Raw genomic sequence first — 22378 nt, forward strand, 5'->3', positions numbered from 1 at the left:
ACAGGGGAATTTGCATTATTTGCCGGTGATCATCGGCAGGTTCAGCCCCTGTTCTTTCGCGCAGTCGATAGCGATCTGGTAACCGGCATCGGCATGGCGCATCACCCCGGTACCCGGGTCGTTATGCAGCACACGAGCAATGCGCTCGGCCGCTTCGTCGGTACCGTCGCAGACGATCACCATGCCCGAATGCTGGGAGAAGCCCATGCCGACGCCGCCACCGTGGTGCAGCGAAACCCAGGTCGCGCCGCTGGCGGTGTTGAGCAAGGCGTTGAGCAGCGGCCAGTCGGAGACCGCGTCGGAACCGTCCTGCATGGATTCGGTTTCACGGTTGGGGCTGGCCACGGAACCGGAGTCCAGGTGGTCGCGACCAATCACGATAGGGGCCGACAATTCGCCGCTGCGCACCATTTCGTTGAAGGCCAGGCCCAACTTGGCGCGCTGGCCCAGGCCAACCCAGCAGATACGTGCTGGCAAGCCCTGGAAGCTGATGCGCTCGCGGGCCATGTCCAGCCAGTTGTGCAGGTGGGCATCGTCGGGGATCAGTTCCTTGACCTTGGCGTCGGTCTTGTAGATGTCCTGCGGATCACCCGACAGCGCGGCCCAACGGAACGGGCCGATGCCACGGCAGAACAGCGGACGGATATACGCCGGTACGAAGCCAGGGAAATCGAAGGCATTTTCGACGCCTTCTTCCTGGGCCATCTGACGGATGTTGTTGCCGTAGTCGAAGGTCGGCACGCCCATTTTCTGGAAAGCCAGCATGGCTTTGACGTGGACGGCCATCGATTGCTTGGCGGCCTTCACCACGGCGGCGGGTTCGGTCTTGGCGCGGGCACGGTATTCGTCCCAGGTCCAGCCGGCCGGCAGGTAGCCGTTGAGTGGGTCGTGGGCGCTGGTCTGGTCGGTGACCATGTCCGGGCGCACGCCACGACGGACCATTTCCGGCAGGATTTCAGCGGCGTTCCCACACAGCGCGATGGAAATCGCCTTGCCTTCGGCGGTGTATTTCTCGATACGGGCCAGGGCGTCGTCGAGGTCTTTGGCCTGCTCGTCGACGTAACGGGTCTTGAGGCGGAAATCGATGCTGACCTGCTGGCATTCGATGTTCAGCGAGCAGGCACCGGCCAGGGTCGCGGCCAATGGTTGTGCGCCGCCCATGCCGCCCAGGCCGGCGGTGAGGACCCAACGGCCCTTGAGGTTGGAGTCGTAATGCTGGCGACCAGCCTCGACGAAGGTTTCGTAGGTGCCCTGGACGATGCCCTGGCTGCCGATGTAGATCCAGCTGCCGGCGGTCATCTGGCCGTACATGGCCAGGCCCTTGGCGTCGAGTTCGTTGAAGTGTTCCCAACTGGCCCAGTGCGGCACCAGGTTGGAGTTGGCGATCAGGACGCGAGGCGCATTGCTGTGGGTCTTGAACACGCCCACCGGCTTGCCGGATTGCACCAGCAGGGTTTCGTCGTCGTTCAGGTTGGTCAGGCTTTCGACGATCTTGTCGTAGCACTCCCAGTTGCGCGCCGCGCGGCCGATGCCACCGTAGACCACCAGTTCCTTGGGGTTCTCGGCCACTTCCGGGTCGAGGTTGTTCATCAACATACGCAGCGGCGCTTCAGTCAGCCAGCTTTTGGCGGTCAGCGTGTTACCGCGAGGCGCGCGGATTTCAACGTCACGGTATTTTTCGGGTTTGCGGGTAGCGTCGGTCACAGCAAAAACTCCTCAGCGATCAATCCAGACCAGCCCGGGCAGTGGGCAGCGATTTAGCGAACGTTGCGTTGAATATCGATGACTCATACGCATACGTCTTTACTTGTATGTACAAGCATATGCAATCAAGCGGCCAACTTGTTGGAGGCGGTGTTCAGGAACGGTCGGGGAATTGGCTGAAAGCCTTGTGACTTAAGGGCTGCTGAGCTGCATGAAATTTTTTAAGAGGGTTTTCGAGGGGAAAATCGGCGAGGCACAAAAGCGTGGTATTGCGCCACGCTGGGGCATTCGGTAACAAGTTGGTGCGTACAGAAACAGCAGGCTGGTACCTTGTGGCGAGGGGATTTATCTGTGGGAGCAAGGCTTGCCCGCGACGCAGGCGACTCGATTTTCTGGCAGACCGCATCGCCTGCATCGCGGGCAAGCCTTGCTCCCACAGGGTACTCAAGAAGCTGAAATTAGTGGGCAGTCAACTCGATCACGCAGCACTGGCCGTGGCTGGAGATGTCCAGCAGCCCGGTGTTACCGCTCAATTGCAGGCAGTCGTAGAGGCCCAGGTTGATGGCGGACTCGCCAATCTTGATCGCCAATCCCGGGGCCGCGCTGAACACCAGCACCGTCCCTGCCTCGCTGAAAAACCGCTGTTGGCCCCCCATCCACTGCAACCGCGCGCGGTAACGCTGCGGTGCATAGATCAGGTTGAAGTCACGGATCGGTCCACCCAGCAACGTGCAAAAGACATGACTTTCGCCGCTGAACGCAAAGGGGTCCAGCGGATGCAATGGCCGCGTAACCTGGCCATCGACGTTCAGTGTCATGCCGTCACCCTGCAAGACGCTGATGATCCGCTCGTAACCGGTGAATGTAGAAAAACCGCCCGACTCAGCGATATCGGCAATCGACAGACGCCAGCCAAAACCCTCCAGGCCGGTTCCGGCATCGCGAGTGATTTCCTCGGTGCTGCCGCCGCCGTTTTTCCATGGCATGCGTGGATAATCCGCAGCGCGTAAAACCTTCAAGTCACTCATTTATGAAACCGTCCTTCCAGACTATGACGCGAGCCCGGGTGGATCAGGCGTGCGGCGGTCACCGGCTGGCGTCCGGACCAGGTACGACGGCGGATCAACAGGCACGGCTCGCCCCTTTCGATCTGCAGCAGCTTGCATTCGCTCGGCTCGGCCAGGATCGCCTCGACCACATGCTCGCCCTCGGTTAGCGGTGCGACCTGGTTCAGATAGGCGTAGGGCGTTTGTACGGTGAAATCCTGCTTGAGGTAGTCCGGCGCCACCAATGCGTTGACGAAACGGTCCTCGATTTGCACGGGAATGTCGTTCTCGAAATGCACGATCAGCGAATGGAAGACCTTCTGGCCTTCACGCATGTCCAGGGCCAGCGCACGCTCGGAACCGGCCGCCTCTTCTTCGAGGGTGATGACCTTGCAGGTGTGGCGATGACCACGGGAGGCGATTTCGTCGGCGATGTTATGCACTTCGAACAGCGCGGACTGGCTCTTGGGCTCGGCCACGAACGTGCCGACGCCCTGCATGCGCACCAACAGGCCATCAGCGGTCATTTCCCGCAGGGCACGGTTGATGGTCATGCGGCTGAAACCCAACTGGCTGACCAGTTCGCTTTCCGACGGCACACGGTAGTGCGGTGGCCAGTTTCCACTGTCGATCTGCTGGGTGATCATCTGTTTGACGCGGGCGTACAAGGGCGCCGGACTGTCACCCATGTTTGCGGCCAGCGGCGGTTTGGCAGGCGGAGTCGGCACGGCGGTTCCCTGTTCTGCGGATAAGGTTGCTAGCTTGCCGGAGTTTACCGGCCAGGCAAACGTCTGTATATGTATATACAAATTACGCACAATGAGGTTGAACCATGTCCGCCTTCTTTGCCGAACGCGCGCTGCTGCCTAATGGATGGGCCAATGATGTACGTCTTGAGGTCGACGCCGAGGGCGTGCTGACCCATATCCAGGCCGGCTCCCATGCAGACGGTGCCGAACGGCTGGGTGGTCCGCTGTTGCCGGGCATGCCAAACCTGCACTCCCACGCCTTCCAACGGGCCATGGCCGGGCTGGCGGAAGTGGCCGGCAATCCCAACGACAGTTTCTGGACTTGGCGCGACTTGATGTATCGCCTCGTCGGAAAAATCAGCCCCGATCAACTCGGCATCATCGCCCGCCAGCTGTACATCGAAATGCTCAAGGCCGGCTACACCTCGGTCGCCGAATTCCACTATGTGCACCACGACACCGACGGCACGCCCTACGCCGACCCGGCGGAGCTGGCCTTGCGCGTCAGCCACGCCGCCAGCGCCGCCGGCATAGGCCTGACGCTGCTGCCGGTGCTCTACAGTCATTCCGGTTTTGGCGGCCAGGCGCCCAATGATGGGCAGCGTCGGTTCATCAACAGCAGCGAAAACTACTTGAAGCTTCAGTCACGCTTGCAGCCGGTCCTGGCCGGACAACCGTCCCAGACCCTGGGTTTGTGCTTCCACTCGTTGCGCGCCGTGACACCCGGGCAGATCCAGGATGTGCTGGCCGCCAGCGACCGTGAGTGCCCGGTGCATATCCACATCGCCGAGCAGCAGAAAGAAGTCGACGACTGCCTGAGCTGGAGCGGCGCCCGCCCGCTGCAATGGCTGTACGAAAACACCGAAGTCGACCAACGCTGGTGCCTGGTCCACGCCACCCATGCCAACGCCGAGGAAGTCAGCCTCATGGCCAAGAGTCGGGCGATTGCCGGCCTGTGCCTGACCACCGAAGCCAACCTGGGGGACGGGATTTTCCCCGCCGTGGATTTCCTCGCCCAGGGTGGGCGCCTGGGTATCGGTTCCGACAGTCATGTGTCGTTGAGCGTGGTGGAAGAACTGCGCTGGCTGGAATACGGCCAGCGCCTGCGGGACCAACGGCGTAACCGTTTGTATCGCGCGGATCAGCCGATGGTCGGCCGCACGCTGTTTGACGCGGCGCTGGAAGGCGGTGCCCAGGCCCTGGGGCAACCGGTGGGCGCCCTGGCAATCGGCAAGCGCGCCGACTGGCTGGTGCTCGATGGCAACGACCCGTACCTGGCCACGACCCAGGGCGACGGGATCCTCAATCGCTGGCTGTTTGCCGGCGGGGATCGTCAGGTGCGCGATGTGATGGTCGGCGGCCAATGGGTAGTGCGCGATGGGCGTCATGCCGGCGAAGAGGAAAGCGCCCGGGCGTTTACCCAGGTGCTGCGCGAACTGCTGGGCTAACGCGGATAAAAATGTGGGAGCGGGCTTGCTCGCGAATGCGGTGTGACAGCCGACATCTATGTGTCTGATACACCGTATTCGCGAGCAAGCCCGCTCCCATTGTGGTCCCAGGCGTCGATCAATCCGAAGTCTTGGCCATCTGCCGATCCGACGCTCGCCAGATCAACCGTGTCGTGTCGTAGCCCTGCTGGCGCGCGATGCTCAGCAGTTCCTCGCGCACGACGCTATTGACGGTCGGCGTACGGGACAGCAGCCACATGTAGCGACGGCTCGGGTCGCCAACGATAGCGGTCTTATAGTCATCGCTGACGTACAACACCCAGTATTGCCCTTTCGCCACGCCCGGCACGATCCGCGAAAACCAGTTGTCGAATTCGACCCAGAGCTTGTCGGTCTTGCCCGGCACCTGGGGCGTGGCGGTGCCCCTGGCTTCTTCCCACTGCCAGTCCGAGGTCAGGCAGCGATTGAGCACACCCATGTTGCCGTCTGGCTTGAGGGTGTAGTGAGCTTCCGATTGCGCGCAATTGCGCTGGAAATACATGGGCAGGCGGGCCAACTCATACCAGGTCCCTTGGTAACGCTTGAGATTGACGCTGTTGACCGTCTTGGGTGCCAACGGATCTTCGCCAGAAGTGGCACAGCCAGCCAAAACCAGGCCAGCCAAAAGCACAAAAACTAACCGCATCATTATTTTTCTCCCGTGGGCCCATGGCCCCGGTTTACTTCAGGCCTTGGCCGGAAAACATCAACACTTTGTCACCGGCGTACTGCACGCTGATAAAGCTTTTCTGGTCGCCCCAGGTGCAGCTGGACATGCCGAGCGCGCCTGAACAATCGGTCGGTTTCCCCAGCAACGTTTCGACTTCGGACTTGGGCATGCCAGCCGACAGTTTCGAGTAGTTTTCCTGGTTGACCTTGCTGCATGCGGTCAACACGACGCACATAAACAGCAGGGCGATAGATCGCAGCGACATGGTGTAACTCCTGAAGCGGAAGGGAGGTGGCAGGGTGCCAACCTGATCCTTAGAAGAGAAAACCCCTATCTGGTTCCCTGACGCCCCCAGTATTTATTGGCTGTACAGAGGTGTTTCATCGGTGAATCAATCGATTTGTGACAGCGTCGTACCTTTCGTCGGGATTGGGCCCTTGACGCCTGATGGGCCGGGCTTTTGCGCCGATAAAAAGTAACGGCGCAAAATCCTGCGTTATGGCAAATTGACAGCCCGTCCTGACTCATCCCCCCGCGGTAGTGTTATTAATGACCAGAAACATGAAATTCAGCCATAAAATCCTGTTGGCTGCCGCCCTTGTGGTGGCCATTGCTTTCGCCTGTTTCATCCTGTTCAACGACTATCGTCAACGCCAGAGCCTGCACGCCAGCACCGAGACTTCCATGCAGGAACTCGGCAGCCTGACCAGCCGTAACATCCAGACGTGGGTCGAAGGTCGCATCCAGTTGCTGCAATCGCTGGCCCAGCAGATCGCCGTGGACGGCAGCGGCGCCGACAGCCTCAAGCGCGCCGTGGGCTTGCCGGCCTACACCAGCAACTTCCAGCTCAGCTATTTTGGCGGCACCGACGGTGTGATGTTCTCGGTACCGGCCGGCAATCGTGCCGCCGATTACGACCCCCGCGCCCGTGGCTGGTACAAGGCCGCCAACAGCGCACAACAAACCATCGTCACCGAACCCTATATCGCCGCTTCGTCGGGCAAGCTGGTGATCACCGTCGCCACTCCGGTGCAGCACCAGAACCAGATGATCGGCGTGGCCGGTGCGGACATCGACCTGTCCAGCATCAGCGCCATCATCAACTCGCTGAACTTCGGCGGCCACGGCCACGCGTTCATCGTCAGCGCCGACGGCAAGATCCTGATCCACCCCGACAGCAAGCGCGTGCTCAAGACCCTGGCCGAGGCCTACCCCAACGGCGCGCCGCAAATCAGCCCCGGCGTGAAAGAAGTCGACCTCGACGGCAAGACCCAGTTCATCTCCTTCACCCACGTCAACGGTGTGCCGGGCGCCGACTGGTACGTGGCGCTGGTGCTCGACAAGGACACCGCGCTGGCGATGCTCAGCGAGTTCCGTACTTCGGCACTGATCGCCATGGTCATTGCCGTGGTGTTCATCATCGCCCTGCTTGGCATGTTGATCCGCGTGCTGATGCAACCGCTGCTGACCATGGGCCGCGCGATGCATGACATCGCCGAGGGCGAAGGCGACCTGACCCGGCGCCTGATCATCCACGGCCACGATGAATTCGGCGCCCTGGGGACTTCGTTCAACCGCTTTGTCGAGCGTATCCATACCTCGATCCGCGAAGTGGCCTCGGCCACCGGCCAAGTCAACGAAGTCGCCCTGCGTGTGGTCAGTGCGTCCAACTCGTCGATGTTCAACTCCGACCAGCAGGCTTCGCGCACCAGCAGCGTCGCCGCGGCCATCAACCAACTCGGTGCCGCCGCCCAGGAGATCGCCCAGAACGCCGCCCTCGCCTCGCAGCACTCCAGCGATGCCCGCAGCCTGGCCGAAGACGGCCAGCAAGTGGTGGATAAAACCATCGCCGCCATGCAGCAGTTGTCAGCCAAGATCAGCGATTCGTGCGGCAACATCGAAACCCTGAACAGCAACACGGTGAACATCGGCCAGATCCTGGAGGTGATCACCAGCATTTCCCAGCAGACCAACCTGCTCGCCCTGAACGCCGCCATCGAAGCCGCCCGGGCTGGTGAAGCCGGACGCGGCTTCGCGGTGGTCGCCGATGAAGTGCGCAACCTGGCCCACCGGACCCAGGACTCGGCGCAGCAAGTGCAGAAGATGATCGAGGAACTGCAAGTCGGCGCCCGGGAAGCGGTGCTGACCATGACCGACAGCCAGCGCCAGAGCGAAAGCAGCGTCGGCATCGCCAACCAGGCCGGCGAACGCCTGGGCAGCGTGACCCAGCGCATCGGTGAAATCGACGGCATGAACCAGTCCGTGGCCACCGCCACCGAAGAACAGACCGCCGTGGTGGAGTCGATCAATGTCGACATCACCGAGATCAACACCTTGAACCAGGAAGGCGTGGAAAACCTGCAGGCTACCTTGCGCGCCTGTGCCGACCTTGAACAGCAGGCGGCGCGGTTGAAGCAGTTGGTGGGGAGTTTCCGGATCTAACGCTCTCAAGGGCCCCATCGCGAGCAGGCTCGCTCCCACAGTTGACCGAGTTCCTTCAGGGAAACACGATCGACTGTGGGAACGGCTTGCTCGCGAAAGCGGCATCAGCCTTACAGAAAAAATCAGAACCTGGACCCAGGCCTGTTCAAGAACTCGATTTCATCAGCCGTAGACTCGCGCCCCAACACCGCATTGCGATGAGGAAAGCGTCCAAACCGGGCAATGATCTTCTGATGCCGTTCGGCATAATCCAGGTTGTCTTCAAACACCGCCCGCTGCGCCTCAGGCTGCTCCCGCACCAGATCGATAAACCGTGACACGGCTTCGTTCTGCACTGCGAGGTTTTCGCAGTGTTCCAGTACCAAGTAGATGAACACGCGCTGGATCGGCTTGAGTTGCCGGTCAAAACCCGCCGCCAGGCCCTGGGCCACCAGCGCTTGGGCACGCAGGTCACCGGAAAAAGCCTTGGGAGTGTCGCGAAAGATCATTCGCGGGAGCTGATCGAGTAGCAGCACCAGGGCCAGCCAACCTTCCGGGCGTTGCGCCCAGTCGGTCAATCCACCGGCCAGTGCCTGCTCGACCAGATCGCCGAAGCGCTCACGCGCCTGGCGATCATGACCTTTGCCAAACCACAGCTTGCCCTTGTCAGCCGATATTTCGTCTGGCGTGTCGGCTGAGCCAAACCACCAATCGAGCAACGACTGCCAGGGCTCGGCCATGCCTTATTCCTTGTGGTAGGCCGTGACGCGGGCGACTTCTTCCTTCGAACCGAGGAACACCGCCACACGCTCGTGCAGGCCTTCAGGCTGGATGTCGAGGATACGCTGGTGACCGTTGGTAGAAGCGCCACCCGCCTGCTCCACCAGGAACGACATCGGGTTGGCTTCGTACATCAGGCGCAGCTTGCCCGGCTTGGACGGCTCACGGCTGTCGCGCGGGTACATGAACAGACCGCCACGGGTCAGGATCCGGTGCACATCGGCAACCATCGCGGCAACCCAACGCATGTTGTAGTTCTTCTTCAGCGGGCCTTCCTCGCCTGCCAGCAACTCTTCAACGTAGCGTTTTACCGGAGCTTCCCAGTGACGCTGGTTGGACATGTTGATGGCGAATTCCTGGGTGGTTTCAGGAATGGTGATGTCTTCGTGGGTCAGGACGAAGCTGCCCATCTCGCGGTCCAGGGTGAAACCCTTGACGCCGTCGCCCAGGGTCAGCACCAGCATGGTCTGCGGGCCGTAGATGGCATAACCGGCGGCGACCTGCTGGGTGCCTGGTTGCAGGAAGGCCTTTTCATTCAGGGCTTCGTTCTGGCTCAGGTACTCGTTCGGGCAACGCAGTACCGAGAAGATGGTGCCGACCGGGGCGTTGATGTCGATGTTCGACGAACCGTCCAGTGGGTCGAACACCAGCAGGTAGGCACCCTTGGGGTATTTGCCCGGGATCTGGTAGGCATTGTCCATTTCCTCGGACGCCATGCCGGCCAGGTGACCGCCCCATTCGTTGGCTTCGAGCAGGATTTCGTTGGACAGCACGTCGAGCTTCTTCTGCACTTCGCCCTGTACGTTTTCAGTGCCCATGCTGCCCAGGACACCACCCAGCGCGCCTTTGGAAACGGCGTGGCTGATCTCCTTGCACGCACGCGCCACCACTTCGATCAAAAAGCGCAGATCGGCAGGGGTGTTGTTGCTGCGGGTCTGCTCAATCAAATAGCGACTCAAGGTAACGCGGGACATGGACGGCTCCGAAGAATAGGGGGCGGAAAAACCAGCGCAGTTTAGCGCGAGTCGGGACTTAATTCCTCCTATGAGACGGGATATGGAGGATTGAGTTCACGGGCTGGCGCCTCGCTTGGGTATTTCTGTTGATTGAGAGGACGCTATCGCGAGCAGGCTCGCTCCCACATTTGATCTTCTGCGGACACAATTTTGTATACGACATGAATCCAGTGTGGGAGCGAGCCTGCTCGCGATGGGTGCGCAGCACCTCAGTTTTTGACCGGCGGCTTGCGCAGCAGGCTGAACGCCATCGCCGCCAAGAACAGCACGCTGATCAACAGCACTGCCCACAAGCCGATTTTCTTCCAGTTGGTCTCGACCGTCGCAGGCGCGGTTGCCGTGGCCGCAGCCGGGGTCGACGTGGCCACGCCGTTCACCGTCGCCGTACCCAGCGTCGCCAGGCGCGACGGCTTGTAGTCAGGCACAAGGGTGGTCAATGGCAGGCTGGCCGCTTTGATTGTCGCACTGCCCAGCGCCAGGCTATAAGGCCCCTCGCCGCGCGCCAGGAACACCACCTGGGTCGGGCGTACGGCAAAGCGCAGGGCCGGAGCTTCGGTTCCCAGGCCGCCGCCGCGCTCGTCCACGGTCAGTTTCAATTGCTGCACGGTCTGACCAGACAGTTGCAATTGGTTTTGCAGCACATCCTGGCCATTCTGGGTCAGGCGATAGAGCAAGCCACTGCCCAGCGATTGCCACGGATGGCTGCTTTCTCGACGCCCGGCCAAGGTCACCGGCGCCAGGCTGTTGGCCTGGCTCAGCTCGACCTGCACCTGCTCGATGTTCAGCCCCATGGGCAACTGCCAGGTGTACTCACCGGCCTTCGCGGTGCTGCCGGCCAACGGCTGCGACCAGACCAGTGGCAACGGCAAACTTTCGCGGCTGGCGCTTTGCAGTTGGGCCGAGGTCAGCACTGGCGCGGAGGATGGCGAATCCCACAGCAACCGCAGGTAACGCGCCGGCTGCCCCGGCAAGCTCACTTCATGTTGTTCGACCCGCTCATCGGCAAAGGTCAGGCGTGCCACCTGGCCTTCGCCCCACGACTGCCAATGCTGCAAGTCGTCACTGGCTTCGATGGTGAACCGCTGGAAACCGTCCCGCTCACTGGTCCAGTCGAGGATCAGTTGCTGCAATGGCGCCTTGATCGCGCTGGCATCCAACAGCCAACCACGCAGTTCCTCCTCCCCCGCTTCGAGGCGGCTGGAGGGTTGAACTTCCACCAGGGTGCCGTTGGCGTTCGATTGCACCCGCACACTGGGCGCACGCTCGTTGTCATCGGCGGCGTTGTACAGCGGGAACCATTTCACGTCGGTGAGGGTACGGTTTTCCCGGCTCTGGGCCGACTCGCGCAGCAACGCGTAGGCCTGGGCCTGGCCAGCCGCATTGAAGACCCGCAGGTCGCTCAGGTCGGTCTGCCGCGCTTGCAACTGAACGTCCAGTGGCAACGGCAGGCGATACCACGGCCCTTCGCCGCTCAGGGCCAAGGGCACCTGATGGGCGAAATCCGCCAGTTGCTCCTGGGCCGTAGCCGACAATGCCACCCACAACCCAACCACACCCAGTCCGATGCGACTCAACTTGCGACTCAAGACGACACTCCCTCACTGACAGGCATCGGCGGCTCGGCCGGCGAGGCCGTTTCCGGGCGCTTGGGCGGCAGCGGCGCGAAATAGCCCACCACCAGCAACAACACGCCCACGCCGATAAACGACACGATCCGCGCCAGACCGCCACGGTTACTCAACTCGACAAAGAACAACTTGGCCACGACCACGGCGATCAACGCCGCGCCGATCAGCCACACCTCTCGACGGTGACGCAGGTGCCCACCGATCATCAGGCCCAGGGCGATCAAGGTCCAGACGATGGACAGCCCGGCTTGCACGAACATGGATTCAAGCAGCGCATCGAGCTCGAACGGCACGCCCATCCACTGGTGGGCACTGCGCATCACCAAGGCAGTGAAGAACGCGAACAGCGACACACCAGCGATCAACTGGGCGATGTGTCCGACGCGGTTCCAACGATTCGTCGATTGCGCCACGGCGTTGCGGGCCCACACATAGACACCGAACAAGGCGAACAGCAGGCCCAGCTCCAAGGGATTGAGCAACGGCACGTAAGGCAGTGGCTCTGCGGTTCCATCGCTGAAGGTGTTGGTCAGCCAGAACCAACCGAGCATCAACAGCGCCATGGGCGCCGCCGCATAGACCCGGTATTCGCGCGACTGGGCCGAGATCGGCCATGGCCAGGCACGCGGCGCGGCCATCAACACCAGGTACAGGCTCGGCAGGATCGCCCAACCCAGCCAGCGCCAAGCGTTGTACTGCTCGGACAGCAACAGCAGGCCGTAACGCAACTCCAGCATCAACACCGCCATCAGCAACCAGCAACCGAGCACATGGGCCGTACTGCGCGCCCGGGCCGGCAGCATCGCCGCCAGGCGCTTGAGAGAGAAGAAGTGCACGGCAAATACCGCCAGCCAGGCCAGCCAGCCGAAATCCGCGGCAGGGTGATAGTAGCCGTGCCCCGTCGCCACCAGCACGCAACCCGCCGCCGGAATCAACAAGGTGCACAGCAGCCCCAGCGCCGGCCATTTCAAACGCAGCGCCAAGACGGTCCACACCGCCACACTGATCGCCGCGACCAGCAGCAACAAGCTACCTTGCAGGTTCGCCGGGGCGAAGCGCAGCACTTCGCTGACCCACGCCAGCGCCCACCAACCGGCACCCCAGATCAGCAGCAACTCGGACAGACGCTGCAAGCCCAAGGCTTGCAACTCCTGCGCCGCGTGGGCCCGTTGCAGTCGCCACGCCCCCACCAGCGCTGCCAGCCCCAGCACCAGCGGCGTCCAGAAGCCGCTGTGGGCCAAGGGCCGCAGATCCTCGGCGCTGAGCGGCCCCAACAGCGTCGGCCCTGCCGTCAGGAACGCCGCACCGCCCAGCAGTTGCAGCAGCAGGCCGAAGACAAAGCTCACGCGTTGTTTGAGGTACAGGCTCAGCCAGATGATCAACAGACCGCTGGCCGCCCACACGCCACTCGCCGTTTGCCATGGCAGCACGAACAGCACCGCTAGATTGATCAGCACCAGTCCTGCCAGCAACACCACTGAGAGGCCGCGCAGCAACCGGACATCGTTGCGCACCATATCGTCGCGTGCCGCCAGCAACATGCCGCCAATCAACGCCAGGCCGATCAGCGAGGCGCTGAGCAAACCACTCCAGCCCGCGCTGAACACCGCCGCCGAATCACCTTCGGCGCCTTGCAAGCGCACCAGGAACAATGCGCCACCGAGCAATTGCACCGCAAATGCAGTGAACAGAAAGCTGCGCGATTGCAGGCGCAGGCCGACAAACAGCGTCGCCAATCCGGCCAGGGCCCAAGCGATGGCGGTGCCGTGAATGAGGAAGAACAGCGGTGCCAGCAGATAGAGGAAACTCAGCCCCAGCACCGCCAGCACTGGCAGGCCCCGGCGCTCCCAGGCTGCACAGTGTTCAGGCGCAGCCTTGAGCAGTTGGTAGAACGTGAACAGCAAGGCGCCGCCGAGCATCAATGCCCCCAGCGGTGAACCATCGAGCAGGCTGCCGTCGCCGTTGCGCAACTCGCTGACAAACGCCAGTGCCGAGCCCAATTGCAGCAACAAGGCAAACGCTCGGGCCAAGGGTCGCTGCTGGCGCAGGCCCAGCCAGAAAATCCCTGCGCCCTCCACGGCCCAGGCCGCCGAGGTCCAACGCGCGTCAAGCCCCAAGGGAATCGCCAGGCTGGCAAAAATCACTCCCAGGGCCAGGCAGGTTTCGGCCAGCAGCAAGGCGCGCCCGCCCATCAGCACGCGGGCCAGGCCCATGTAGATCATGCCCAGGGCCAGGGCGCTGAACGCAGCGGCGAATTCCAGATGCTGCACCAAGGCGAACTGCAAACCGAAACCCACCAGCGGCGGTGCGAACAACATCGTGCCGTCGACGTAATCACCCTTGCGCGCCGACCAGCGCAGCAATGCGTCGCGGCTGCCGTCCTCTGGGGCATCGCTCATTTCCAACAGTTTGCGACGGGTGAACAGCAAGCCGATCGCCAGGTAAATGAGGAAGAACAGAATCAGGAACGGCTCGGTGCTCCAGAGCAGTTCCGGCGTGTAAGAACGCAGGCCCCAGGCGAATCCAATGCCGAAGGTGCCGACGAAGCCGATCAGGTTCAGCAGGCGCCAGGCCTTGAACCAGGCTATCGCGAGGATGCCGGCATTAAGCAGGATGAAATAGCTGAATAGGGCAACGTGGTTACCGCTGCCGGTAGACGTCAGGATCGGTGCGGCAAACCCGCCCAGCGCCGCAGCCGCAGCCAGGCCCAGGGCGTTCTGGGTAATTGCCAGGATCGCCGAGAACACGGTGACTGCCACCAGCAACCCCAAGGCCGCCTTGGAATCGAGCAACGGATGCAGGCGCATGGCGGCGAACACCGTCAGGTACAGCACGGCGATCCCGGTGCCCTGGAGCATCAACGCATAACTACTGTTGCGTTGACGCAACCACCAGCCCAGGCCCAGCAGGCCCAACGCGCTGGCCGCGACGCCGGCGTAACGCAGTTCGATCGGCACCACCATGCCTTCGGTGGCGTAGCGCAACAGGAACGCCAGGCCGAGGAACAGCAGCACCACGCCGACCCGCAGCACCGTGTTGCCGCCGAACAGCCAGTTGCGCGCGCCGATAATGGCGCGGTCGAACAAGTTAGGACCACGCGGCGCCGTCGGTTGCGCAACCATCGGTTCCAGAGGCAGAGGGGCAAAGTCGCGCTGGGCACGCCGACTGGAGGTCTCTGGCGCGGGCTTCCAAACGTCATCGGGCAACGGCTGGCTGGCCTGGGTGGCCATCGAGGGAACGGGCTCGAGGTCTGGCGGCAATTCCCAGATGAGCTCTGGCTCGGTGCGCGTCTCGGGTTTCGCGGCCTGGGGTACGACAACCTCGGGCGCTGGGGCCGGATCACTCGATTCGGCCACCTTGCCGAGTTCGAGAACCGCCAGACGGGCTTGCAGCGTGAGCAAGCTCTGCTGGGCCTCTTGCAACAAGACCTGTTGCTTGGTCGCCTGGAGACCCAGGCGGCCCAGTCGAAACGATTGGGCAATGCCAAGCCCCACCAGCGCGCCTATCAGCGCATCGGCGAACGACTCGTCCACCACCCAGCCGAGTGCCAGGCCCAACAGCGTCAAGATCCATTGCATGGTCGATATCCCCTAAGCGGCCCGTTGCGGGCGTAACCGGGGTGATGCGGTGCCTGGATCAGTCTAGTGGAAAGCCCCAAAACCTGTGGGAGCGGGCTTGCTCGCGAATGCGGAGTGTCAGTCACAGCATCGTTGACTGTTACACCGCATTCGCGAGCAAGCCCGCTCCCACATTGGATTGGTGCGTTTCCAATTACTGAGTCCGCCGCACAGCCCGGCGAAACTGGCGCTTAGTATATCGACGAAGCCCAACCGCCGTTGGGCTTCGCTCACATTTCTTACAGCAAGTGCTATTCCAGGGCTTTCCAGATGTCGGTGGCGTACTCACGGATGGTCCGATCCGAGGAGAACCAGCCCATGCGCGCAGTGTTGAGCACCGCCGAACGCCACCATTGCTTGGAATCATGCCAACGTTCTTCGACCTTGGCCTGGGCGTCCCAGTAGGCGTCGAAATCGGCGCAGACCAGGAAACGGTCGTAATTGATCAATGAGTCCACCAGCCCGGCGTAGCGCATCGGATCATCCGGCGAGAACACCCCGCCGCGAATCGCCTGCAACACATCATTGAGCCGATGGGAGGCGGCGATGTCCGGCTCGGCGCTGAATTCACCATTGCGCTTGCGGGCTTCGACCTGCTCAGCCGTCAAGCCGAAGATGAACATGTGCTCACCACCGACGCGCTCATGCATTTCCACGTTGGCGCCGTCCATGGTGCCGATAGTCAACGCACCGTTGAGACCGAACTTCATGTTGCTGGTGCCCGACGCTTCGAAACCGGCGGTGGAGATCTGCTCCGACAAATCCGCCGCAGGAATGATGCTCTCGGCCAGGCTGACGTTGTAGTTGGGCAGGAACACCACTTTGAGCAAGCCACGCACGGTTGGGTCATTGTTGACCACTCGGGCGATGTCGTTGGTCAGCTTGATGATCAGCTTGGCTTGGTGGTAACTGGCGGCGGCCTTGCCGGCGAAGATTTTCACTCGCGGCACCCAGTCCACTTCCGGTTCGGCGCGGATCGCCTGGTACAGCGCCACGGTGTGCATCAGGTTGAGCAACTGGCGTTTGTACTCGTGGATCCGCTTGACCTGCACGTCGAACATCGCCGCCGGGTTCACGGCAATCCCCAACCGCTCGTGGATCAGGTAAGCCAGGGCTTTCTTGCTATGCAGACGCTGCTCGGCGAACTGTTTACGAAACGCCGGTTTATCGGCAAACGGCTCCAGTTCGATCAGACGCTGCTCGGGGTTGTCCAGCACGCTCGGGCCGAGGGCATCGACCATCATCGAGGTCAGTTCGGCGTTGGCCTGGAACAACCAGCGGCGGAAGGTGATGCCGTTGGTCTTGTTATTGATCCGGTCCGGATAGAGTTTGTGCAGCTCCGAGAACACCGTGCTGCGCATCAGTTGGGTATGCAGTCCGGACACGCCGTTGACGCTGTGGGAACCGAGGAACGCCAGGTTGCCCATGCGCACCCGGCGACCGTTGTCTTCTTCGATCAGCGACACCGAGCGCAACACATCGAAATCGTGCACGCCCTTGGCCCGCAGCGAATCGATGTGCTGGGCATTGATCAGGTAAATGATTTGCATGTGCCGGGGCAGCATGCGCTCCATCAGCCCTACCGGCCAGGTTTCCAGGGCTTCGGGCAGCAGCGTGTGGTTGGTGTAGGACAGCGTGTCCTGGGTGATCTGCCAGGCAGCGTCCCAGGCCACGTCGTAGACGTCCACCAGTTGCCGCATCAGTTCGGCCACGGCGATCGACGGGTGGGTGTCGTTGAGCTGGATCGCCGCGTGATCGCCCAGGGTCAGCACCGAGGTGTGCATGTTGCGATGGCGGCGCAGCAAGTCCTGCAGCGAGGCGGCAACGAAGAAGTACTCCTGGCGCAGGCGCAGTTCCTGGCCGGCCTCGGTGCTGTCGGCCGGGTACAGCACACGGGAAATACTTTCCGCCCGGGCCACCTCCGCTACCGCGCCCAGGTGGTCGCCGGCGTTGAAGCGCTCCAGGTGCAGGTCTTCCACCGCCCGGGCGCGCCACAGTCGCAAGGTATTGACGCTGGCACCGCGCCAGCCCACCACTGGCGTGTCATAGGCAATGGCCCGCACGGTTTCCGCCGGGGACCAGACTTGCCGGGTCTTGCCGGCATCGTCGGTGACGGTCTCGACACTGCCGCCAAAGCCGATCGGGTAGACCACCTCTGGCCGCTCGAACTCCCACGGGTTACCGAAATCCAGCCAATGCTCGGTCTGCTCCTGCTGCCAGCCATCGACGATCGCCTGGCGGAACAAGCCGTGCTCATAGCGAATGCCGTAGCCGTGGCCGGCGATGCCCAGGGTCGACATGCTTTCCATGAAACACGCCGCCAGACGGCCGAGGCCGCCGTTGCCCAGTGCCGCATCCGGTTCGAGCAGGCGAATGCGCTCCAGGTCCACGCCCAGCTCAGTCAGGGCCTCACGCGCAGTGTCCAGCAGGCCGAGGTTGCTCAGGCTGTCGTAGAGCAAGCGACCGATGAGGAATTCCAGGGAGAGGTAATAGACACGCTTCTGGCCCTTGCGATAGATCTGCCGCGTGTGGTCCATCCAGTGTTCGACCATATGGTCGCGGGCGGCAAGGGCAATGGCTTCGAACCAGTCGTGATCAAACGCATGATCCGGGTCCTTGCCGACGGCATAAGTGAGCTTGGTCAAAACGGCGTCGCGAAATGCAGCGACTTCAGCTTCGCGAACAAGTGGTTCTTGAGTCATTGATGAGACCTCGAACGAGCATGGAATTGTCTGAGCCTAGTCGGTCTGACAGACGGCACAGGCTCTGGTTCGGTGGTTTTTCCCTGTGACGGAGAATCGTCGCCAGGGAATTGCCGGATGAGCGAATGAATGCAGGGGCCGTGCCGGTCCGGGAGCGGTTTGGCCGGGATGAAAAAAAACTGGCGGATGGTCGTTCAAAATTTCACCAGTCCCGGTATGATCGCGCGCCCTGATGCATGCTGGTAAACCGTGATGATGAAGCCCAACCTGATCGCCGCCGCGGAGATCGACCGACTCGATACCTGGGCCAAGTACTCCGCCCCGATGTGCGGTTCCTGCGTGTCGAGCTGCTGCACGCTGCCGGTGGAGGTCAAGATCAAAGACCTGATCCGCATCGGCATCGTCGATGAGTTCGAACTGGGCGACCCGCCGAAAAACATCGCCAAGCGCCTGCAAAAGGAAGGGATCGTCGAGCGCTACAACCAGAAGTCGGAAATCTTCACGCTCCAGCGCATGAGCAACAACGATTGCCTTTATCTGGACCGCAAGAGCCGCTTGTGCACCATTTATGAAAAGCGCCCGGACACTTGCCGCAACCATCCGCGGGTCGGGCCACGGCCGGGCTATTGTGCCTACAAGCCCAAGGAAGTGGAGCGCGAGCGTAATCCGCGGACGCTGGACAAGTTCTGATCCATAGAAGGTTCAGCGGTGCCTGGACCACTGTCATCGCGAGCAGGCTCGCTCCCACACTGGATTTGTATCGGACACAAAAAAGCGGTGGTCGCTGCAGATCAACTGTGGGAGCGAGCCTGCTCGCGATGAGGCCCTTACAGACGCCACATAACTTCCAGCATAAAAACCAGGCAAAAAAAAGGCCCCGATCTCACGACCGGGGGCGTTTTTCATTCAGCCTGGGCTAAATCAGTTCTTGGCTTTCTTGGCAGCGCGGGTACGCTCGCTTTCATCCAGGATCTTCTTACGCAGGCGGATCGACTTCGGCGTCACTTCACACAATTCATCGTCCTGGATGAATTCCAGGGCCTGTTCCAGGGTGAAGCGAACAGGTGGAACCAGGGCGATGGTTTCGTCTTTGCCCGAAGCACGCATGTTGTCGAGCTTCTTGCCCTTGGTAGGGTTAACGCCCAGGTCGTTGTCACGGCTGTTCAGACCAACGATCTGGCCGCCGTAGATTTCCTGGCCGTGCTCGACGAACAGCTTGCCACGCGCCTGGAGGGTTTCCAGGGAGTAGGTCAGCGCCTTGCCGGTTTCAACCGAAACCAGAACGCCGTTCTGACGGCCAGACATGTCGCCAGACTTCATCACGTCGTAACGGTCGAAGATCGAGGTCAGGATGCCAGCACCGTTGGTCAGGGTCAGGAATTGGTTACGGAAACCGATCAGACCGCGAGCAGGGATGTTGTATTCCAGACGTACACGGCCTTTGCCATCCGGCACCATGTTGGTCAGGTCGCCCTTACGCAGGCCCATCTCTTCCATCACCTTGCCCTGGGATTCTTCCGGCAGGTCGATGGTGACGTTTTCGAACGGTTCGTGCTTCACGCCGTCAACCAGACGGATGATCACTTCCGGACGGCCTACAGCCATTTCGAAGCCTTCGCGACGCATGGTTTCGATCAGAACCGAGAGGTGCAGTTCGCCACGGCCGGAGACCTTGAACTTATCGGCCGAGTCGCCTTCTTCAACGCGCAGTGCAACGTTGTAGAGCAGTTCTTTGTCCAGGCGTTCCTTGATGTTACGGGACGTCACGAACTTGCCTTCTTTACCGCAGAATGGCGAGTCGTTGACCTGGAAGGTCATGGAAACGGTCGGCTCGTCGACGGTCAACGGCTTCATCGCTTCAACGGTGTCCGGGTGGCACAGGGTGTCGGAGATGAACAGCGAGTCCATGCCGCTGATGCAGACGATGTCGCCGGCAGCCGCTTCTTCAACGTCTACACGGTGCAGACCGTGGTGACCCATCAGCTTCAGGATACGACCATTGCGGCGCTTGCCGTCGGCACCGATAGCCACGACCGGGGTGTTCGGCTTGACGCGACCACGAGCGATACGGCCAACACCGATAACACCCAGGAAGCTGTTGTAGTCCAGTGCCGAGATTTGCATCTGGAACGGACCGTCACGGTCGACTTTCGGTGCGGGTACGTTGTCGACGATCGACTGGTACAGCGGGGTCATGTCTTCAGCCATTTCGGTATGGTCCAGACCGGCAATACCGTTCAGGGCCGAGGCGTAGACGACTTTGAAGTCCAGCTGTTCTTCGGTGGCGCCCAGGTTGTCGAACAGGTCGAAGATCTGGTCCAGGACCCAGTCCGGACGCGCGCCTGGACGGTCAACCTTGTTGATGCACACGATCGGACGCAGGCCGGCCTCGAAAGCCTTCTTGGTCACGAAACGGGTTTGCGGCATAGGGCCGTCCTGGGCGTCGACCAGCAGCAGCACGGAGTCGACCATCGACATCACGCGCTCTACTTCACCACCGAAGTCGGCGTGGCCCGGGGTGTCCACGATGTTGATGTGGTAGCCATTCCAGTTGATGGCGGTGTTTTTCGCCAGGATGGTAATACCGCGCTCTTTTTCCTGGTCGTTGGAGTCCATCACGCGCTCGTCGTTGAGCTCGTTGCGCTCCAGGGTGCCGGATTGACGCAAGAGTTTGTCTACCAGGGTGGTCTTACCATGGTCAACGTGAGCAATGATGGCGATGTTGCGTAGATTTTCGATCACTTGTGTATCTCGATCAGAGGATTCGGTGTGCTGACAGGTCGTGGCAGCGATTTACGTTGAGTCCGACAAAGCCGTTACAGCCTGTCGGCGGCGTCGGGGGGCCGGTGACGCAGGCCACAGGCAAACAGCCCCGGGCACTTAGCTCGGTCGATAAACGCGCACATTGGCATGCCCCTCACTGAGCAAATGGTGGGCATGCAGGCGACTCATCACGCCTTTGTCGCAATACAACAGGTACTGGCGAGTAGGGTCCAGTTCCTTGAAACGCGCGTTCACTGCATAGAACGGCATCGTTTTTACCTCGATGCCGGCGACACTCAGCGGGTCGTCTTCAGCGTCGTCCGGATGACGGATGTCGATGATGATCTGACCGGCCAGCGCTTCGCCGACTTCTTCAATCTGTATGTCCTGGCCCAATTCGTCGATGACGCGATCGATCGGTACCAGCCTGGCGTTTTCGAGCGCCCGCTCGAGTATCGCCATGTCGAATTCTTTCTCTTCGTGCTCGACCCGCCCGCGCTTGGCCGCCGTCTTCGGGTTGACCGAGATGACGCCGCAGTACTCCGGCATGTGTCGGGCAAACTCGGCGGTGCCAATGGCATTGGCCTGGTCGATGATGTCCTGCTTGTGGCTGGCAATCAGCGGCCGCAGGACCAGCTTCTCGGTCACGCAGTCGATCACCGACAGGTTCGGCAACGTCTGGCTCGACACCTGGGAGATCGCCTCGCCGGTCACCAGCGCGTCGATTTGCAGGCGGTCGGCAATTCGTGAAGCGGCGCGCAACATCATACGCTTCAAAATGACGCCCATATGACTGTTATCGACTTTGCCGAGAATCTCGCCCAGGACTTCCTCGAACGGCACACTCACAAATAACACGCGCTGGGAGCTGCCGTACTTCTTCCAGATGAAGTGCGCCACTTCCATCACGCCCAGTTCATGGGCACGCCCGCCGAGGTTGAAGAAGCAGAAATGGCTCATCAGGCCGCGACGCATGATCTGGTAGGCCGCCACCGTGGAATCGAAACCGCCGGACATCAGCACCAGGGTCTGCTCCAGCGAGCCCAGCGGATAACCGCCGATGCTGTTGTGCTGGCTGTGGATCACGAACAGCCGCTGGTCGCGAATTTCGATGCGCACTTCGATCTGTGGGTCTTTCAACGAAATACCGGCCGCACCGCACTGTCGGCGCAACTGGCTGCCGACGTACTTTTCCACATCCATCGAACTGAATGGGTGCTTGCCGGCACGCTTGCAACGCACCGAAAAGATCTTGCCGGCCAGGGCATCACCATAATGAAGCATGCACTTGGCAAGGATGTCGTCGAAATCCCCCAGCGGGTACTCATCGACTTGCAGGAAATGCGCGATGCCCGGCATGCAGCTCAGGCGCTCGGTCATTTCCTTCAGGACCTTGGGTTCGCTGACACGGGTTTCCAGCTCGAGGTTGTCCCACACGCCGTTCACCACCACGGCCGGGTCCAGGTCTCGGAGCACGGCGCGGATGTTCTTGGCCAACTGGCGGATGAAACGCATCCGTACCGGGCGGCTCTTGATGGTGATCTCGGGGAAGACTTTTACGATTAGTTTCATGAAAACAGCGCGCGAACGGCCAGCCGAAAAAGGGGGGCGCGGATTATAGCGGAAATTGCTCAAGGTTTAACCAGTTAATGTGCAGATCGTTTTGCATGCACCAAAACAGGTCATTATCGATTGACGACGCCACATTGCAGTGCGTTATTGTCTGACAATCCGCGATTAAGGCCCTCAAAAGCGTGGATTTGGTGCAAAAAACCCATGCTGGGGCACTGGCATG

Annotated in this window: 15 protein-coding genes; 3 read left to right on the top strand and 12 right to left on the bottom strand. The window is 61.3% G+C overall.

The annotated features are described in order from the left end of the window. Window positions 1–15: 15 nt before the first annotated feature. From hutU to hutC, 3 genes are all read right to left on the bottom strand, one after another. On the bottom strand, window positions 16–1704 hold the full coding sequence (hutU, locus tag GN234_RS16295) for a urocanate hydratase (RefSeq protein WP_039592729.1): 1689 nt from the start codon (window positions 1702–1704) through the stop codon (window positions 16–18). A gap of 458 nt (window positions 1705–2162) precedes the next feature. Beyond that, window positions 2163–2732 carry a HutD/Ves family protein gene (locus tag GN234_RS16300; protein ID WP_109752003.1) on the bottom strand — a complete coding sequence of 190 codons (570 nt, stop codon included), beginning with the start codon at window positions 2730–2732 and terminating at the stop codon, window positions 2163–2165. Next, window positions 2729–3439 (bottom strand): histidine utilization repressor, encoded by a 711-nt coding sequence (gene hutC, locus GN234_RS16305; RefSeq protein WP_170845945.1) that lies wholly within the window; start codon window positions 3437–3439, stop codon window positions 2729–2731. The genes GN234_RS16300 and hutC overlap by 4 nt, the downstream gene beginning before the upstream one ends. Before the next feature lie 143 nt (window positions 3440–3582). Here hutC and GN234_RS16310 point away from each other — a divergent pair, with 143 nt between their 5' ends. After that, window positions 3583–4947: a formimidoylglutamate deiminase gene (locus tag GN234_RS16310; protein ID WP_176688771.1), complete on the top strand. Its 1365-nt coding sequence runs from the start codon at window positions 3583–3585 to the stop codon at window positions 4945–4947. A 118-nt stretch (window positions 4948–5065) separates the two neighbouring features. Here the strand turns inward: GN234_RS16310 and GN234_RS16315 are convergent, their stop codons facing one another. Together GN234_RS16315 and GN234_RS16320 are read right to left on the bottom strand one after the other, a co-directional pair. Further along, window positions 5066–5635: a lipocalin family protein gene (locus tag GN234_RS16315; RefSeq protein ID WP_109752001.1), complete on the bottom strand. Its 570-nt coding sequence runs from the start codon at window positions 5633–5635 to the stop codon at window positions 5066–5068. A gap of 31 nt (window positions 5636–5666) precedes the next feature. After that, window positions 5667–5921, bottom strand: coding sequence for a lipoprotein (locus GN234_RS16320; RefSeq protein WP_018608002.1), 255 nt, complete (start codon window positions 5919–5921; stop codon window positions 5667–5669). A 284-nt stretch (window positions 5922–6205) separates the two neighbouring features. Here GN234_RS16320 and GN234_RS16325 point away from each other — a divergent pair, with 284 nt between their 5' ends. Then, window positions 6206–8098 (top strand): methyl-accepting chemotaxis protein, encoded by a 1893-nt coding sequence (locus GN234_RS16325; RefSeq protein WP_204334266.1) that lies wholly within the window; start codon window positions 6206–6208, stop codon window positions 8096–8098. Between the two features lie 122 nt (window positions 8099–8220). On the opposite strand, the gene GN234_RS16330 is transcribed toward GN234_RS16325, so the two are convergent. The 5 genes from GN234_RS16330 to GN234_RS16350 all read right to left on the bottom strand — a co-directional run bounded on the left by GN234_RS16330 (window position 8221) and on the right by GN234_RS16350 (window position 17820). Beyond that, window positions 8221–8817 carry a DUF924 family protein gene (locus GN234_RS16330; RefSeq protein ID WP_109751999.1) on the bottom strand — a complete coding sequence of 199 codons (597 nt, stop codon included), beginning with the start codon at window positions 8815–8817 and terminating at the stop codon, window positions 8221–8223. Window positions 8818–8820: 3 nt separating this feature from the next. Beyond that, complete coding sequence (locus tag GN234_RS16335) at window positions 8821–9831, bottom strand: class 1 fructose-bisphosphatase (protein WP_116833968.1); 1011 nt, start codon at window positions 9829–9831, stop codon at window positions 8821–8823. Between the two features lie 251 nt (window positions 9832–10082). Continuing rightward, complete coding sequence (locus GN234_RS16340; protein WP_176688772.1) at window positions 10083–11459, bottom strand: DUF3999 domain-containing protein; 1377 nt, start codon at window positions 11457–11459, stop codon at window positions 10083–10085. After that, window positions 11456–15079 carry a DUF2339 domain-containing protein gene (locus GN234_RS16345; protein ID WP_176688773.1) on the bottom strand — a complete coding sequence of 1208 codons (3624 nt, stop codon included), beginning with the start codon at window positions 15077–15079 and terminating at the stop codon, window positions 11456–11458. Before GN234_RS16345 ends, GN234_RS16340 begins: the two co-directional genes overlap by 4 nt. A 290-nt stretch (window positions 15080–15369) precedes the next feature. Beyond that, window positions 15370–17820: a glycogen/starch/alpha-glucan phosphorylase gene (locus tag GN234_RS16350; protein ID WP_109751995.1), complete on the bottom strand. Its 2451-nt coding sequence runs from the start codon at window positions 17818–17820 to the stop codon at window positions 15370–15372. A gap of 252 nt (window positions 17821–18072) precedes the next feature. On the opposite strand from GN234_RS16350, the gene GN234_RS16355 reads away from it, so the two are divergent. Continuing rightward, complete coding sequence (locus GN234_RS16355; RefSeq protein ID WP_003196865.1) at window positions 18073–18510, top strand: YkgJ family cysteine cluster protein; 438 nt, start codon at window positions 18073–18075, stop codon at window positions 18508–18510. Between the two features lie 231 nt (window positions 18511–18741). On the opposite strand, the gene typA is transcribed toward GN234_RS16355, so the two are convergent. Continuing rightward, a complete protein-coding gene (gene typA / locus GN234_RS16360; protein WP_053117555.1) occupies window positions 18742–20562 on the bottom strand; it encodes a translational GTPase TypA in 1821 nt (606 codons plus the stop codon). Between the two features lie 138 nt (window positions 20563–20700). Continuing rightward, entirely contained in the window at window positions 20701–22155 is a 1455-nt protein-coding gene (gene thiI, locus GN234_RS16365) for a tRNA uracil 4-sulfurtransferase ThiI (protein ID WP_163855697.1), read from the bottom strand. Window positions 22156–22378: the final 223 nt, after the last annotated feature.

Source organism: Pseudomonas bijieensis, from assembly GCF_013347965.1.
GTDB lineage: Bacteria > Pseudomonadota > Gammaproteobacteria > Pseudomonadales > Pseudomonadaceae > Aquipseudomonas > Aquipseudomonas bijieensis.

Coding starts and splice junctions, on each gene's coding strand:
- GN234_RS16300 (WP_109752003.1), bottom strand. CDS start 2,732: ATGAGTGACTTGAAGGTTTTACGCGCTGCGGATTATCCACGCATGCCA.
- hutC (WP_170845945.1), bottom strand. CDS start 3,439: ATGGGTGACAGTCCGGCGCCCTTGTACGCCCGCGTCAAACAGATGATC.
- GN234_RS16310 (WP_176688771.1), top strand. CDS start 3,583: ATGTCCGCCTTCTTTGCCGAACGCGCGCTGCTGCCTAATGGATGGGCC.
- GN234_RS16315 (WP_109752001.1), bottom strand. CDS start 5,635: ATGATGCGGTTAGTTTTTGTGCTTTTGGCTGGCCTGGTTTTGGCTGGC.
- GN234_RS16320 (WP_018608002.1), bottom strand. CDS start 5,921: ATGTCGCTGCGATCTATCGCCCTGCTGTTTATGTGCGTCGTGTTGACC.
- GN234_RS16325 (WP_204334266.1), top strand. CDS start 6,206: ATGACCAGAAACATGAAATTCAGCCATAAAATCCTGTTGGCTGCCGCC.
- GN234_RS16330 (WP_109751999.1), bottom strand. CDS start 8,817: ATGGCCGAGCCCTGGCAGTCGTTGCTCGATTGGTGGTTTGGCTCAGCC.
- GN234_RS16335 (WP_116833968.1), bottom strand. CDS start 9,831: ATGTCCCGCGTTACCTTGAGTCGCTATTTGATTGAGCAGACCCGCAGC.
- GN234_RS16345 (WP_176688773.1), bottom strand. CDS start 15,079: ATGCAATGGATCTTGACGCTGTTGGGCCTGGCACTCGGCTGGGTGGTG.
- GN234_RS16350 (WP_109751995.1), bottom strand. CDS start 17,820: ATGACTCAAGAACCACTTGTTCGCGAAGCTGAAGTCGCTGCATTTCGC.
- GN234_RS16355 (WP_003196865.1), top strand. CDS start 18,073: ATGATGAAGCCCAACCTGATCGCCGCCGCGGAGATCGACCGACTCGAT.
- thiI (WP_163855697.1), bottom strand. CDS start 22,155: ATGAAACTAATCGTAAAAGTCTTCCCCGAGATCACCATCAAGAGCCGC.